At 35.8% G+C, this 16,886-nt stretch carries 14 protein-coding genes and 1 pseudogene; 13 read left to right on the forward strand and 2 right to left on the reverse strand.

Translation table 11 applies throughout. The annotated features are described in order from the left end of the window. The 13 genes and pseudogenes from AOA56_RS00890 to tnpB (AOA56_RS00960) all read left to right on the forward strand — a co-directional run bounded on the left by AOA56_RS00890 (position 1) and on the right by tnpB (AOA56_RS00960) (position 15,119). A complete protein-coding gene (locus AOA56_RS00890) occupies positions 1 to 921 on the forward strand; it encodes a glycosyltransferase family 2 protein (RefSeq protein WP_053768775.1) in 921 nt (306 codons plus the stop codon). Then, on the forward strand, positions 906 to 2,132 hold the full coding sequence (locus AOA56_RS00895; protein ID WP_053768776.1) for a radical SAM protein: 1,227 nt from the start codon (positions 906 to 908) through the stop codon (positions 2,130 to 2,132). Before AOA56_RS00890 ends, AOA56_RS00895 begins: the two co-directional genes overlap by 16 nt. A 924-nt stretch (positions 2,133 to 3,056) precedes the next feature. Next, a complete protein-coding gene (locus AOA56_RS00900; protein ID WP_024733068.1) occupies positions 3,057 to 4,646 on the forward strand; it encodes a CocE/NonD family hydrolase in 1,590 nt (529 codons plus the stop codon). Between the two features lies 1 nt (position 4,647). Next, on the forward strand, positions 4,648 to 5,868 hold the full coding sequence (locus tag AOA56_RS00905) for a nucleotide sugar dehydrogenase (RefSeq protein ID WP_053768777.1): 1,221 nt from the start codon (positions 4,648 to 4,650) through the stop codon (positions 5,866 to 5,868). 18 nt (positions 5,869 to 5,886) lie between these two features. Next, positions 5,887 to 6,990: a non-hydrolyzing UDP-N-acetylglucosamine 2-epimerase gene (gene wecB, locus AOA56_RS00910; protein WP_024733067.1), complete on the forward strand. Its 1,104-nt coding sequence runs from the start codon at positions 5,887 to 5,889 to the stop codon at positions 6,988 to 6,990. A 1,286-nt stretch (positions 6,991 to 8,276) separates the two neighbouring features. Next, positions 8,277 to 9,077 (forward strand): ABC transporter permease, encoded by an 801-nt coding sequence (locus AOA56_RS00915; RefSeq protein WP_034594715.1) that lies wholly within the window; start codon positions 8,277 to 8,279, stop codon positions 9,075 to 9,077. A 4-nt stretch (positions 9,078 to 9,081) separates the two neighbouring features. Further along, positions 9,082 to 9,882, forward strand: a complete 801-nt coding sequence (locus AOA56_RS00920; protein WP_024733065.1) for an ABC transporter permease — start codon at positions 9,082 to 9,084, stop codon at positions 9,880 to 9,882. A 437-nt stretch (positions 9,883 to 10,319) separates the two neighbouring features. Continuing rightward, a complete protein-coding gene (locus AOA56_RS00925; RefSeq protein WP_024733064.1) occupies positions 10,320 to 11,303 on the forward strand; it encodes an ABC transporter ATP-binding protein in 984 nt (327 codons plus the stop codon). 213 nt (positions 11,304 to 11,516) lie between these two features. Then, complete coding sequence (gene tnpA / locus AOA56_RS00930) at positions 11,517 to 11,906, forward strand: IS66 family insertion sequence element accessory protein TnpA (RefSeq protein WP_053768778.1); 390 nt, start codon at positions 11,517 to 11,519, stop codon at positions 11,904 to 11,906. Beyond that, complete coding sequence (gene tnpB, locus AOA56_RS00935; protein ID WP_024733062.1) at positions 11,896 to 12,255, forward strand: IS66 family insertion sequence element accessory protein TnpB; 360 nt, start codon at positions 11,896 to 11,898, stop codon at positions 12,253 to 12,255. The genes tnpA (AOA56_RS00930) and tnpB (AOA56_RS00935) overlap by 11 nt, the downstream gene beginning before the upstream one ends. A gap of 293 nt (positions 12,256 to 12,548) precedes the next feature. Continuing rightward, positions 12,549 to 14,152 (forward strand): annotated as a pseudogene (tnpC, locus tag AOA56_RS16855) (IS66 family transposase). Positions 14,153 to 14,422: 270 nt separating this feature from the next. Continuing rightward, positions 14,423 to 14,773 (forward strand): IS66 family insertion sequence element accessory protein TnpA, encoded by a 351-nt coding sequence (gene tnpA, locus AOA56_RS00955; protein ID WP_082349805.1) that lies wholly within the window; start codon positions 14,423 to 14,425, stop codon positions 14,771 to 14,773. Further along, a complete protein-coding gene (tnpB, locus tag AOA56_RS00960; RefSeq protein WP_024733060.1) occupies positions 14,766 to 15,119 on the forward strand; it encodes an IS66 family insertion sequence element accessory protein TnpB in 354 nt (117 codons plus the stop codon). Before tnpA (AOA56_RS00955) ends, tnpB (AOA56_RS00960) begins: the two co-directional genes overlap by 8 nt. Positions 15,120 to 15,179: 60 nt before the next feature. Here tnpB (AOA56_RS00960) and AOA56_RS16755 read toward each other — a convergent pair whose 3' ends face one another. Together AOA56_RS16755 and AOA56_RS00970 are read right to left on the reverse strand one after the other, a co-directional pair. Then, the gene (locus AOA56_RS16755; RefSeq protein WP_117493586.1) at positions 15,180 to 15,419 is read right to left on the reverse strand and encodes a transposase; all 240 of its coding nucleotides are present in this window, start codon (positions 15,417 to 15,419) and stop codon (positions 15,180 to 15,182) included. Between the two features lie 555 nt (positions 15,420 to 15,974). Next, entirely contained in the window at positions 15,975 to 16,835 is an 861-nt protein-coding gene (locus tag AOA56_RS00970) for an ISL3 family transposase (RefSeq protein WP_053768779.1), read from the reverse strand. Positions 16,836 to 16,886: the final 51 nt, after the last annotated feature.

A 16,886-nucleotide genomic window follows, 5' to 3' on the forward strand; every position in this document is an offset into this window, starting at 1 on the left:
ATGAAAATGGAAGTAAATGTGGTTATCCCGATGTACAATTCAATATCTAGCATTGAAAAGTCAGTACGTAGTGTTTTAGGGCAAAAGAATATTTCTGTAAAAGTATTTGTTGTTGATCATGGATCAGATGATGGAGCGTTGGAGTTGGTTACGCATAAATTTGGAAATGATAAAAGGGTAAAAATTATTCCGATCGGAAGAAGTAAAAACGAAAAACGGTCTGCATCTAAACCTATGAATCGTGGAATACAAGAAATTATGAATCAGATGAGAAATGATTTAGATATTTGGGTGATGAGGCTTGATGCAGACGATATATTGTACAATCCGCATGTATTAAGCAAAGCTATAAATATGAAAAAACAAGATACATTATTAATTTGCGGTTCAATTATTTTTTCTAATTCGTCTAAAAAGATAGCAAGTAAATATTATTTGCAAGAGAAATATGCAACAGTTAGCAAACTATGCAAATGTGCAGCTTATGGGTTCCCACATCATGCAACCTTAATTGCATTAAATTTGCTAAAAACTATTGAAAAGGAAGAAAACTCTTTTTTTTGTACAAATATCGGTTATGGAGAAGACTTTGATTTTTCACTTAAATTATTTAAAAATTGTAATGATAATCAAATTATTTTTACGGAAAATGAATTTATAATAAAAGAACAAAGTGGTGAAACAATAACGAATACGATTAGCACAAAAAATTATATTAAAGATCATATAATGATTTTGCTGAAAAATTCAAAACTTTCAAAAAAATTCATGTTAAAAACAATACTTTGGAGGCTTCTTAATAATTGTAGATTTTGTAAAGGTGTAATGAACAGAATGGAAGCTCCAGCTCTAAAATTTGCGAATAGCACGATAGAGAATTATGAGATAATAAAGAGAATGTCAGGATGGACGGAAGAATGATGGATTCATATACTCAGGTATACAAAAAATTGTTAAATAGATTATTGGAAAAGACAGATCTAATTACAGAAGACATTTTGGGATTTGAACGTTTCCTAATAATTGATAAATATACATGGTTCAAAGAATTTATAAAACAAAATGAAATTTTGCCAATTCAAATAGACTGGCAATTGACCAGTAGATGTAATTTGAATTGTAGATGGTGTGTAGGAGCTAATATTAATAAAGAAAATGAAACATCCGAAATACCGGATTCAATGAATAAAGAGGATATACAAAGGATTGCTACTCAAATCATATGTGCTAAAAAAAACGGGACGAAAATTGAAACAGTCCAATTTTCAGGATTCACAGGAGAACCATTACTAAAATGGGATTGTTTGATGATGGCAATAAAATTACTAAAAAAAGGAAATCTTAAGATAGGAATTTTTACGAATGGAACTCTTATGACTGAAAAGACTTGGAATGTACTATGCCATACAGATTCTGTTCATATAAGCATAGATGGTGGACCTGAAACCTGGAATGCCATAAAACAGCCAAACTATATTAAGTATACTTATTTTACGATTATTAATAATATTAAAGGTTTGGTAGAAGAGAAAAAAAGAATAGAAAGTAAGACTGAAATTAATGCAGGCTATACAGTTACATATGACAATTTCAAGGATTTAGAAACGGTAATTAAAGATTTAATAGAAGTTGGGGCAAATTCTATTTGTATCAAATTTGATATAACGGGAAATGAGAAAGATAAAATCGAAAATGAAGAAGCTATGATTAGTACAATAAATAATTATATAAAAAAATATAATTCCGAACGGTTTAAGGTACTAATGATGCACACTTATGTACCTGAAAAAAGTCGTGGAAGGTGGAAATGTTCACAAGGATGCTATTATCGTTATTTTTTTGCAACGATTGGTTCGGACGGAAAAGTATATCCTTGTGATTATCAGACATCTAAAGAATGTCCAAATTTTGGTGATTTACGACAAAATTCTTTGTGTGATGCATTATATAACAAGCAAGAAAGATGGGATGGAATTATTACAACAAAATCGGATGTTACAAATATTTGTCCACCTTTTGCAGAGGTTATTAATCCATATTTAAAGGAGGTTACAACATTAGTCCAAGAATTTGGCGCAGATATGGTTATAAAAGTGTACGAAGAAATGAGAAATCAGATACTTAAAAAATAGATTTGTACTGAAAAATTAAAGAAAGACTACTTGTTATAATAAATGTCGAATCTAAAATGAAAAATATTGAATGAATTGCGAAAATATACTTCAGATATATATGAACTTTGGAGCCGCATGATAAACAGAGTGTCATTTCTGGCACTCTAAAAGAGGATATATGTAGAATTTATCCGGCTGTTGGTAGGTATGAGTGTTTTTGTTCATGGCAAAAAATAGTTATATTATTTTAGGACTATGAGATAAAGAAACGGTGTAATGTTTTGATTGTCTTACTTCTTATCAAATATGCACCAAAAGATTTATCACGATGATAGATATATGTTGTAGTGTTGTAAAGAGCATATGAAGATATCGATAATTTTGTTTTATATGTGTTATAGCATTATACATATGCTTGGATTGGTAAATGGATGAAGAATACTAGTATAGTATTTGTAGAATCAAAACGGTTGAAATTATTAATCTTGGCAATAGTCATAGCATCCACTGACCTGATGCTGGGAATTGTTAGAATAGACGAATGAAATTTTTTCTCATGATTCGTTTGATGGCTGCTATGACTTTATCAATTTAAGGAGTTACTTGATGAAAGAGTTTGAGGGTGTGGTTTAGTTCCAAAGACTTTGAGGACATAAAGAGTTGGTGGATGTTTTTACAGTTTCATGGCAAAAGGTATAGGCTTCTTTTCTGTATTGTCCTGTAGAATCCAAGAAACTCCTTGAGATTACAACATCGTTCTTAATTAACTGCTATGTGGTATATGGTTGGTTTAAACTACAAAAAAGATTATGGTTGGAACAGTCCTTAAATCAGAGTGGTAGGAGCAATGTACCGATCCATAGTATCTACAAACAGTATAGCATACAGACCTTGGAGAGGGTCTATAAACACTACTACTATATAATATGAGGAGAATCAAATTTGAAAATTATATTACAAGAAGTAGATATAAAAACCAGCGATGGAGAATATTTAAATGGTAATTTGTATCTACCTGTTCAATCGGATAAAGTGCCAGTAATTATTATGCGTACACCGTATGGAAAGCATAATATAAATACTGTTTTTGATCCATATATAATTGTAAAAAAGGGCTTTGCACTTCTTGTTCAAAATGTTCGAGGACGTTATGAATCAACAGGTATTTTTTTGCCATTTGAAAATGAAAAGGAAGATGGAAAAACTACTGTTGAATGGGTAAAGGAACAAAATTGGAGCAATGGGCATATTTATTCATTGGGTGTTTCTTATGAAGGATTTACTGCGATGATGATGGGGGGAGAGGAAGGCGTAGTTGCAATTTCACCGATTATGTCATCAGGAAATATACGAAGAGATTGGTTTTATGAAAATCATTGCCTTAAACAAGCATTTGTACAGTCGTGGTCACATTCTTTTGCTTTTACTGACGAGGAACATATGTTACAACCATCTGTAATTGATTACATACAATTTCTATCAAATGATATAGCAAAATTATATAAAAGAAAGTTGACAGATTTTCCAGTAAATAATAATCTCCCATACTATAAACACTGGATCAATGAAAATGATGATAAGTATTGGAACTATATAGACAAAAAGACAAATGCTCGGTATTGGGATGCAAGTGGGTACTATGTATCAGGATGGTATGATATTTTTTGTGAAGGAACAATTAAGGAATTTCTTTTAGCAGTAAATAGATCTTCAAAACCTCAAAAATTAGTAATCGGACCGTGGTCGCATACAGAAATCTTTAAAGCCACTGTAGGCGATGTTGACTACGGCATATACAATTTTGAAAAATACTCATCAACTGACATTTTGGATTGGTTTTCCAAGATAGAAAAAGGTGAAGATGTTGTGTCAGAAATAAAGCTATTTATTATGGGAAAAAATAAATGGTATTCTTTGCATAAACAGCCAACTGTAATCGAAAGAAACATGTTTTTGGCAATATATACTAATTCATTAGGAGACAAGGAAAGAAGATTACAGTGGGAAGAAAGTAAAAACAATGAAGACGAGTTTACGTATAAGGGAAATGATCTTGTGCCAACTTGTGGAGGAAGATGCATTGATGCAATCCCTAAGGGATTGGGAGGCCCCAAAAATCAGGAACTCATTGAAAATAGAGAAGATGTGTTGGTTTATACATCTGAAAGGTTAACTAAGGAGTTATGTGTTATTGGGAAAATTAAAATACAATTAGTTTGTGAATCAACATTAGAACAAATGGACTATGCTATAAAAATAGTAGATGTTGATCAAGATAATTGTCCTATTAATATATTAGACTCTGTTCTGAGAATAAAACAAAATGCCAATAAAAAAGGAAGTTATGAGTTGACTATAGGAACAATAGCATATTCCTTTTTGGCTGGGCACCGGGTTAGATGTGAAATTTCTTCAAGTAATTTTCCTAGAATAAATGTTCAAGAAGAAATGATAAATAGACAGGCTATGAATAAAATATACTGTGGAGATATAAAAGCAAGTTTTATAAAATTGCCAGAGGTGGAAATATAATATGATAAATAGAAAGAAAAGAAATATTGTTGTTTTTGGTGCAGGGTATGTAGGTCTTTCTGTTGCTGTGTTTCTGAGCGAAAAAAATAATGTTTGTATTTTTGACATAGATCAAGAAAAAATAGCAAAGCTCTTAAATGCTGAATCGCCTATTGAAGATACAGAAATACAAAAATTTTTTGAAATGGAAAAAACAAGATCACAAAAGCAGCTTGGCATTTGTAGTGACATAGAAGAAAAATTAGAAGATGCAGATTACGTAATTATTGCAACACCTACAAATCTTAATCATCAAACAGGGCACTTGGGTTTAGATACAATAAGACAAGTTCTAAAAGATATTAGCAGATGTTCTAAAATCCCCGTGGTAATTATTAAATCTACTTTGCCAATTGAAGGATGCAAAGTATTGCAAGGGGAGTTCCCCTCTATTAGTTTGTTTTATGTTCCGGAATTTTCTAGGGAGGGGAGTTCGTTACTAGATGAGAAAAATCCAGAAAGACTTATCATAGGGTTCTCCGAAAATGCAAATAGAAGGGAAATAATGGATATATCAAAAATTTTTTTGGAAGATCATAAAAATGTACCTGTTAGAATTATGAATACAACAGAGGCAGAGGCTGTTAAATTATTCGCAAATACATATTTGGCAATGCGAATAGCATTTTTTAATGAAATTGATAATTTTTCGGTTTCTTTGAAATTAAACAGCGAAAAAATTATTAGGGGAATTTGTGATGATTCGAGAATTGGAAATTATTACAATATCCCATCCTTTGGATATGGTGGATATTGTCTTCCCAAAGATACTAAAGAATTAAGAAAAAGTTTTACTAATATTCCAGAAAGACTGATTTCAGCAAGCATCGAGGCAAATGAAATCAGAAAAAAATTTATTATAAATGAAATTCAGAAACAAATTGAGAAAATTTCTAAAAAGCAACGGAAAGTAATTGTTGGAGTTTACAGATTAACAATGAAAAGAGGGTCCGATAATTTTAGAGAATCAGCAGTTTTAGACATTGTTCATTGGTTAAAAACGTATAAATGTCAAACAATTATTTTTGAACCTAAATGGAATAAAGAATATTATGAAGATATTAAAGTTGAAAAACAAATACAAAAATTTAAAGAAGAAAGCGATTTAATAATAGCTAATAGAATAACAGAAGATTTGTCTGATGTATTAGAAAAAACATATACAAGGGATATAATACAATGAATCAGGGGGACGAGAATTATGTTAAAAATAATTGCAGTTTTTGGAACAAGACCAGAAGCAATAAAAATGTGCCCGCTAATTAATGAATTAAAATCAAGGGGAACTTTTGATGTAAGAGTATGCGTTACAGGTCAACACAGAGAAATGTTGTATCAAGTATTAAGAATTTTTAATATTATTCCAGACTATGATTTGGATATTATGAAAAATGGACAAGATCTGTTTTATATAACTTCTTCTATTTTATCTAATATTAAGCAGGTATTAGAAAAAGAAAAACCAGATTTGGTAATGATACATGGAGACACAACAACAACAGTAGCAGCTGCTCTTGCCAGCTTTTATTTACAAATTCCTATTGCACATATAGAGGCGGGATTAAGGACATATAATATTTCAGAGCCATTCCCAGAAGAAGCTAACAGGCAGATAGTGAGTATTTTAGCTCAATACAATTTTGCACCAACTGAACAGGCTAAACAGAATTTGTTAAACGAAGGAAAGAAATATGACAATATTTTCATAACAGGAAATACTGGAATTGACGCGTTGGCGACGACAATATCCAAGAATTATCATAGTAATGAATTAGAGTGGGCTAAGGGAAATCGACTAATTTTGGTTACTACCCATAGAAGAGAAAATTTGGGTGAACCTATGAGGAAAATATTTAGAGCAATAAGACAAATTGTAGATGAATATAAAGATGTTAGAATTCTCTTCCCGATTCATCTGAATCCTGAAATAAGAAAAATTGCAGATGAAATTTTAGGGAGAAATTCACAAATCCATTTGGTGGCGCCTTTAGAAATTATGGATTTTCATAATATAATGAAAAGAAGTTATTTTATTTTAACAGATTCGGGAGGTATCCAAGAAGAGGCAGCAGCATTAAAAAAGCCGGTTCTTGTGACAAGAAACATAACTGAACGTTTAGAGGGAGTAGTGTCAGGAAATTTAAAGCTTGTAGGAACGGATGAAAAAGTCATATACAATAATATGAAAAAACTATTAGATAATGAAAAAGAATATGATGAAATGTGCAATGGAATAAATCCATATGGCGATGGATATGCAAGTAAAAAAATAGCAGATATTCTTGAAACGATCTATAGAAAATAATTGGTAAGAAATGGATTTCAGTTGTTTTGATATGTTTGTTTTAATGTTGAGCTGCTTAGTGCATGAAAATTAAAGGAACACTTATTTGTTAATGCAGAAGAGAAAAAGTTGAACATGTATAGAATATAGCAAATAAAACAAGAGAATTCAGCGTGGTAAACGGAATCTTATTGATTTTACTTAAAAAGATTACCAGAGCTTTCTCTACACTATAGCATGATTCCAGTGAGAAATCTTTGTCAGATGAAAACAATAAGACTTGGGCGTGGATAATTCCTATATCTCTTCATAGTAACAAAAACGGAAAAAGTTTTTATTCTTTCTATTTTGAATAATGATCTATAGGAGATTTCAGAAATACACTTCCCGGATTAGATGTCAGAGTATCCTCTCTGGTTTCATCATTAATAACTGGTATTGCCGTATCGTGATTATTTTCTATTATCCGAGATAGCTTATAGATAAGAGGGGAATTGCGATCTGCTAGAACAGGCTATCTGTTAATGCAGACAATTTGTATCTGGAGTCCGGTTGTGTTATTTTGATTCCTAGAATTCTTTTGACACGAGAGAGAACCTTTTGGGATTATAGGATACGGATAAAACAGTAGATGAGTTTTGAGAAACGGATAGAGGTTTAATTATAGAGAAAATATCACATTTTAAATTGTAGGAGACTAATCTAAACAAAATAGCACACATAGTAAGGGATTCTGAGATTCCATAAAAATTTTTACAAAAAATTTTACGCCAAGAGAAGAACAGGTTTTATGAAATCCCTTTTCTTAGAACGGGTAATTTTGAGTATTCTACTACTATTTATGTATTCATTCGGGATTTTTTTTGCGTTCTGTAGATATCTGAGGTATTTAATTTTATGCATAAGGGGTACTACTAAAAACTTGTAGATTTCTAAAGTTACTAGATTCTTACAAGAACGGATATTTATAGGAAAGGGAGATGCATAGACAGTTATAGTGCTTTTTTTGATTTGGGAAAAGTAAGGCAAAGATAAGAAAGGACATGTAACGGTTACTGTATAGAGTGATTCTGCTGTATTTTGCGTTTTTACATTATAAAAAGGATCTACATGATACTAGTCAGAAAGAAAATTAGATCGTTACAAAGATAATAGGCTAAGTTTAGAATTTTATAACTGATAAAATTATAGAATAGGATATTGTGTAATGAATAGAAATGCTTTATGCTTAAAATGCTGCGGTACCAGTACTCTTTGATATAACCATGTGAAATAATAATAACAAAGGAATTACGATAATGGAGTTTATGAAAAAGATTACAACCCTGTTGTATTTCGGGAAAATGAGTTTTAAGGAAAAAATGGCATACATGCAAAGTGTATGGTTTGATCTGCTAGGAATGTTGGTAGCAATATGTTTATACTTTAGCTTATGGCAAGCGGTTTTTAAAAATAGCTCTGAAATTAATGGCTTTTCTCCGAAGGAAATTGTTGTATACGTTATTTTGTCACAAATTTTAAATAATCACATGTCAAATGGAATAAACATGGAACTGAGCTCGTGGATATATCAAGGAAAAATAGATGTGGAATTGATGCGTCCAATTTCGTTAATTGAAAATTTATTTGGAAAAAGAATGGGTGAATTTGCTTTTTTTTATCTTGCCAAGGGTCTACCTGTTTTTATAATTTCGATGGTGATGTTAAATGGGGAAATAAAAACTAACTTTTGGTTGGTCATTATTTTTGTTGTTATGTTGTTTCTGGCCATGTGTATTACCTTCTATTTTGATTTTTTGATAGGTTTATGTGGATTCTATACCATGAATAGTTATGGCTTGAAGTTTTCGAAAGATGCAATCTTAAGTTTTCTGGCTGGAGGTATTATACCGCTTGCCTTTTTCCCAGAAATAATTCAAAATGTACTAATTTATCTTCCATTTGCAAGTATGATTTCTGTTCCGGTTAATTGTATTTTGGGAAAATATACTTTTAATCAGATTTTAGGCTATTTGATTTTGCAGATTATGTGGATCTTTATTTTGTCCATTATAAGTAAAGCAATCTATAAAAGAGTAATATTAAAAGTGACTGTTCAGGGTGGATAGATTTATGAAAATAATTAGAGCAAAATATTATTTAGAAGTGTTCATTTCATATTTAAAGATGGCCTGGAATATTATGACTGAATATCCGGGAGATAGTATTATTTGGATTGTGTCAATGATTTTGAGAGAGTTTGTAAAATTTTTAGGACTCATTATTATTGCGAATACTATGGGAAAGTTAGGTGGATGGACAATTTGGGAATTATGTCTGTTGTTTGCTTTTGGAGGAATGACAGAAGCGTTGAGTCAAGCGTTTGGGGATGCTGTGTGGGAGATAGGCGAATTTGTAAGAAGCGGTAGTATAGATTATATGATTCTGCGTCCCACTTCGGTCCTGATTCAAGTTTTAGGAATTAGGATTCAATTGCCAGCCGTTGTTAGTTTTGGATTGAGTTTTTTTATGTTTCTTTTTTTCGCAAATCATGTTGGCGTTGTATGGAATTGGCAACTAGCTATATGTACTATTGAAATGATAATATGTGGATTTATAATTAATTCAAGTATATATTTAATTTTTAATTGTTTGAATTTTTGGTTGGTTCGAGGTGAGTCTATAGCAATCTTTGTTCAAACAGTACGTGAATTAGCAAGATATCCTTTGAATGTTTTTTCATTTGGAGTGCAGGTATTGCTTACGGCTATTCTGCCTTTTGCTTTTGTTGCATATTATCCATCAATGTATATTTGCCAAAAAGAAACATTGCCTATACCGCTAATAGTTTTTTGTACTTCTATTATCATTGGATTTATTGCTATAAATGTTTGGAAAAAAGGATTGAGGAGTTATAATAGTACTGGAAACTAAGGGAATTAGGCTAGGTGTGGAAATCCGAGTATAAATTAGCAAGAAGTTTGTTAATATAATGCCTTCAGATTTATGACTAATGATCGTGTGTCAGATTCGAGGGAAGTAAGTCTGAAGAGCAGCATATGCATATTATCAGTATTATTTGAGAGCGCTAAAGTTAAGTTATAAATGTAGTACCTTTTTCCAAAAAGTTTGATACTGTAAGATCTAGTTATGATTATCAATGCAAATTCGAGTGAAACAAGTTTTTGTATAAATGTTTCTGGTAATACAATATATAACTAATTTAGATGATTGTAGGGGTTACACGCTTCTATAGAGTAATTAGGGTTGTAGGACACAAATTTAAGGCTGTAGTACCTAAACCATGATACCAGATCAAAAAGAAAGGAAATAATGGTGTTTGAACTTCTATAAACACCATGCAAGAATATATGGAAAATATAATTGAAGTAAAGAACTTAAAAAAAATATATAAGAGAAGAAAAAGGCATGATAATTTTTTGAAAGGTATGTTTGAGCGACAGTACGAAGAATTTAAAGCAGTGAATGATATTAGTTTTACGATCGAAAAAGGTGAAGCTGTCGGATATGTCGGCCCAAATGGAAGCGGAAAATCTACGACAATAAAAATGTTGTCAGGAATTTTGCAGCCAACTAGTGGAGCAGTTTATGTAAATGGAATTGCCCCTTTAGAGCATAGATTGGAAAATAATAAAAATATAGGTGTAGTCTTTGGGAATAAATCCCAATTGTGGTGGGATGTACCAGTTAAAGATTCTTTTTTAATGCTAAAGAAATTATATAATATACCTGACGTTCAGTTTAATAATAATCTTGAAGAATTTGTAAATGTCCTGAATTTGAAAGAGTTATTAAATGTGCCGGAAAGACAATTATCTTTAGGGCAAAGAGTTAGAAGTAACATCACTGCTGCTTTTTTACATGATCCATCGATTGTTTATTTGGATGAACCTACAATTGGTCTGGATACTGAATCTAAAGATAGTATCAGAGCATTTATAAAAAGGTTAAATGACATAAAAAAGGTAACTTTTGTTATTACTTCGCATGATTATCAAGATATAGAAACTTTGTGTAAAAGAATTATTTTAATTAATCATGGAAAGATTATATTAGATTCGCCAATAGAGAATGTTAGAGAAGAGTTTAATAGGTATAAGACTATTTCAATAAAATGTGAAGGAAATAATGAGGTTAATTGTGCGATTTTAGAAGAGACGAATTTTAAAATTGTGGGAGTAGAGGCAGATCATATTCAGATTGAATATGATACGGAGAGCTACGATCCGGTAGAATTACTTTGGTTACTTAGAAAAAAATTATCAATTAAAGATGTTGTTATATCAGATAGAAGCATAGAAGCAATTATAAAAGATATAGTTCATAATCAATAATTTTTTCATTAAGGAAATAGTGAAAAGGATGGAGAGAATAACCACTTTGGACAAGAGGCTAATTTGAATTTCTTCGGAATGCCATAAACCCCATACATCTTAATGTTATCTTTTGATTTTCGTATACGGTAAATCCCCAGTACCGTGCTAGTTTCCTCGCTCCATGAGATAATAACTCCAGAAAACTACAAGTTTTTTAAAGGAGTTAGCGCCATGGATAAAATCACGCATCAGATCCGTGCAGAGCACTGGGCCAGGATCCTGAATGAATGTATGAACAGTGGAATGTCAAAGACCGCCTGGTGCCGGGCAAACGGAATCTCCGAGAAACAGTTCTTTTACTGGCAGCGCATCCTGCGCCGGGAAGCTTATGAAGCCTCTCAGAATCCGTCCCTGCCTGCAGTTACAGAGACAGGACAGTTATCTGCCGTTAAGCAGTCGGTATCTTTCGCTGAGATTAAATTTCCTGCTGTGTCGCCAGATGCATCATCCGTTTTCCATCCGGATCTTGTGATCCGGAAAGGGAAACTTGTCCTGGAGATCTCGAATTCAGCCTCGGCAGAACTGCTCTCCCGGATAGGAGGGATCCTCGATGCTGAATAACGCATCCGGATTCCGGAAGGTTTACATTGCTGCCGGCTATACAGATCTGCGGCGCGGCATTGACGGGCTGGCATCCATTGTGAAATTCAACTTCCAGCTGGATCCATACGAAAAGGATATCCTTTTCCTGTTCTGCGGAAGACGCAGTGACCGCATTAAAGGGCTTGTATGGGAAGGGGACGGATTCCTTCTCCTTTATAAAAGGCTGGAGCTTGGCGGCTTCAGCTGGCCCCGTACAAAAGAAGAGGCTCTGGAGATCACGCCGGAACAATACAGGGCGCTGATGCAGGGGCTGGAGATCGTATCCAGACATCCGATCCAGGAAGTGCAGCCCGGCGATCTCCTGTGATGCGTTGTGCAAAACGGAGAAATTTAAAAATCTTTTCCGGTTCGCCAACACAGATACGTGGAGAGTTATCCACATCCGGATCTCATACCATTCATTCCATTAAGAGTACTCCACAGCGATCGGCTGATGTGTGGATCAGTACTCTGAAAAACTGAAAAAACTAATAGTTTTTTCGGCTTTTCAGAGTGTTTATCCTTTGGTAAGAATGACGGACTCATTTTTCGCTCGGTTCGCTTTTTCTTTTAGTTTGCGGTACAATAGTCCCAGCAAGACAAAAACGAGGAGCACCGAACATGACGAAGATCTACTTACCGGAAGAACTGAACAGTTTCAGCAGGGAAACACTCGTTGCAGTGATCCTGTCCATGCAGGACCAGCTGGCCCAACTGAATACAAACATGGAACGCCTGATCGAGCAGATCGCGTCTGCAAACAACCACCGTTATGGGCGCTCTTCCGAAAAGCTGGATGTGATTGCCGGGCAACTGGAACTGGAGCTCATCTTTAACGAAGCGGAAGCACTGACCGAGACGCTTTATGTCGTCGAGCCCGCAGAAGAGGATGTGATCCAGGTCATGCGCCGGAAGAAAAAAGGAAAACGCGAGGAAGATATTAAGGATCTTCCCGTAGAAGTCATTCCCCATACCCTTCCGGAAGAAAAGCTGCAGGAGATCTTTGGCGCTGCTGGCTGGAAACAGCTTCCGGATGAAGTCTATAAAAGAGTCTGTGTACAGCCGGCAGTCTACACAGTTGAAGAACACCATGTGGCTGTGTATGCCGGAAAGGACAACCAGACGATCGTGAAAGCAGACCGGCTAAAGGAGCTGCTCCGAAACAGCATCCTGACCCCTTCCCTGGCTGCAAGCATCCTGAATGCCAAGTATGTAAACGGCCTTCCCTTATACCGGATCAGCCAGGAATTCCTGCGCAATGACATTCACATCTCCCGGCAGGTGATGGCCAACTGGGTGATCCAGTGTGCGACCGGTATCTGGGGCCCCTTTATGATTACCTTCATAACAGGATGTACCGCTTCCATGTGCTGCAGGCCGATGAGACTCCGGTCAAGGTATCAAAGGATGGGCGGCCGGCGAACAGTAAGAGTTACATGTGGGTCTACCGGACAGGAAAGGGATATGGGGATACCCCAATCATCCTGTATGAATACCAGAAGACCCGGAAAGTAGACTATCCCCGGGAATTCCTGAAAGGATTTACCGGTGTCGTTATCTGCGACGGATACTCCACCTACCGGAAGCTGGACCGGGAAACCGAAGCCATCGTCTTTGCAGGGTGCTGGACCCGTGCGAGAAGGTATTTCGCAGATGCCCTGAAAGCACTGCCGAAAAAGGAGCATGAGGCAGCCAAAGAAACGGTCGCCTATGAAGCGATCTATCATCTGGACAACCAGCTTGCAGATCTGAAACCGGACGACCGCAGGAAACAGCGGCAGATCAACCTCAAACCTCTGGTAGAGGCTTTCTTTGCGTGGGCAAAAGAGATCAAGGAATCCGGCCGTCTGATCAAAGGTAAAACCCTGGAAGGGATCAACTACTGCATCAACCAGGAAGAGGCATGAAAAGTATTCCTTGGTGACGGTGAAGTCCCGCTTGATAATAACGCAACGGAAAGCGCGCTGCGCAGCTTCTGCCTGCACAAACATGCATGGAAGCTGATCGACAGTATCGACGGCGCGAAATCCAGTGCGATCGTCTACAGCATCACAGAAACAGCGAAAGCGAATAACCTGAATCCTTTCCGCTATCTGGAATACGTCCTGACTGTGATGAAGGACCATCAGGAAGATACGGATTACCGTTTTATGGAAGACCTGCTTCCATGGTCTGAACAGCTGCCGGAAATCTGCCGGAGCAAAACAAAAACAACAAATGTGTAAACCGGCCGCCGGGAACGGCGGTCAAAAAATACGCGGGTACTTATGATTTACCGTGTACTGATTTTCAATAAATATGTAACGGAAGGTTTTATATAATAAAATCAATTTGATATGCTTGCTTCTAGATAGACAAGTATAAAAAAACTTGTTATCTAGAAGGGAGTATTTTTGTGAGAAAATCTAAGTTTGAAGGTAAGTAGGTAATCATCCGTATCTTCAAATCCTTTCCTGCATTTGATAAGATGGTCTCAAATGATGGAGGTAATACCAATGGATATGAATAATAATGTAATCTCAAAAGCTAATCTTTGGACAGATCGGATCCATGCTTTCCAGGAAAGCGGGTTATCCCGAAAAGACTGGTGTCAGCAGAATAAGATCCCCCAGTCTACTTTGGGCTATTGGATCCGAAAGATTCCGTCAGAAGCACCGGGAAAAGAACCTGAACCTGATCTGGTGTTCGCAAAGCTGCCTTCGGAACAAGAGCTGCAGTTGAACTCCGGGACAGGAAATTATTCTGTTACGATCCTTCTTCCGGAAAATATCCGGATTGAAATTGGCGCTGACTGCCCAGCCAGGCTACTGACTACGCTTTGGCAGTCGTTGAAGAACTATGCTTGATTTCTCTGGAAACACAACCGTCTATCTGGCGTGCGGAGTGACCGATCTCCGTAAAAGCTATACCGGTTTGGCCGCAATTATCAAACTGAAATTCCATCTCGATCCGTACTCCCGCTGTATGTTCGTGTTCTGCAATCGCAGACGCACATTGATCAAGATTCTCCAGTGGGACGGATCCGGATTCTGGATCCTGATGAAACGTCTGGATCGGAATTCCTTCCATTGGCCGGATACACCGGATGAACTGCGGAAAGTGACTCTCAAAGAGATTCACTGGCTGTGCGATGGATTATCCCTGAATCCCAGCGGAGCTTTTGAAGAACGGCACCCAAAGATCGTAGTCTGATCCCGATTCCTGTCAATTGAGTATTCCGTGACTTCGGGGCTCTTCCGCATATTTTGGTATTTATACATTAGGGCGATACATAAGTTTTGCTTCTAATAACTGACGGCTGCATCGGTCATACATTGTACGCTTTACCATTTTTAATTTATTATTTGTTCCTTCAACAAATCCATTAGACAGCGGGCTTGCAACCGAATTTTCGACTGCTTCAATATCTTTTTCAAGCCCCTCTGCAAAGCGGGATAATTCCTGTATTTCTGATAGTTTATACTTTTCAATGAATAAATAAAGCAGCACCATATTTTTTGATTGTAGATATTCCGGAATTCACGGATACATATATCTAACTGACGGATTTTAGGATAATGCTCCATAATATAAGTACAATGTGCCTTGCTCAAGTCAGAGTTCATCCACAGGAAACGAAAAATGCCTGCTCGTGAAATATGGTCATATTGTTGCAGTTTCTTTCGCTTTTGAATAACCTCTGCAGAAGAACTTTTATAAACAGCTATATCAATATGCTCTCGTTTTATGATTTTATTCATATAATCATAGGCAGCCGAATGCTTACCCATATAACCTTTTTTGAGCAGATGACAATAGACATCTTTTCTGCTCACACCTGCATTTAGCTCTTTTATAATATCATCATAAAATTGATCCATGCCGCTCCGATAATCTCTTTTGCATAGGGATTCATAGTCGCCATTAAGATACTTAGTGACTGTATTACGTCCACAATGCAAAATTTTAGCGATTTCTCTTTTGCTGTATCCGGCAGCGGCGTATTCTCGAATGTTATTATATAGTTGTACACTTTTAGGATTGTATTCTATTGAATTATCCACAGCCTCAGACATTTTTTTTACTGCTCTCCACGAGAGTGTCCGAAACCGCTGTTTCTGCATAAGGTAAAGCAGCATCTTTAGGAATTTTTATGTCCACTGGCACTGTTGAATTTATTACACTCTTTACTGCCTCCAGGAGATTTTGATGCAAGTGGAACCGGTCTGCAATCTGCATACAATCCGGAAGGATTTCTTCCACTGCCTTTGCATACGCAGATGCGCAGTCACGAGTCACTGTTGTTACCTGCTTATTCTGAGTCAGCCATGCTTTTAGGGCAGATCCATCCCGTCCTTCCAGAACAGCAACAGGAATATGGGAATTTTCATCAACAATAATCGTCCCATAAGTATGTCGTTTTTTAAAAGCGAAATCATCTACACCAATATGGCTTCCACAAGGTATATGGGATTGCGTCTGGTATCTTTTCAAAAGCATACGGATTACTGTGTCACCACTAATCTTAACATGCATAGCCTGCATAATACGAGCACTTGCTTCACAACTGGTTTCGAGAGCAAGTATTGTAACGAAATCTATAAGCCGCTCTGTCATTCGGCTATAATGGTTTAAGAAACCATGAAATGTTTCGGAAAATGCACCGATTTCACAGATGGGATTTTGGCACTGAAAATCATGTACTCTTATATCCAAAAAAACACGCTTCCCGAGAATCGGCAGATCCTGAACTGTTCGGTGATGGGTAGCATGCAGCTTACGCAGTTCTTCACCACATTTTGGACAGCAAAAAGATTTTGATCTGGAGAGCATATGTAGTCTTATTTCATCAGGATCTTCTTCAATTGAAACCATATCAAGCTCATCTGGATAAAATCGTTGTAAATCAAGTGAAGAATTTGTGGGCATTTCAAGATTCCTTCTTTCATTTTAATTATATTAATTTTATCATGTATGAGG

The sequence above is a fragment of the Sellimonas intestinalis genome (assembly GCF_001280875.1).
Classification (GTDB): domain Bacteria; phylum Bacillota; class Clostridia; order Lachnospirales; family Lachnospiraceae; genus Sellimonas; species Sellimonas intestinalis.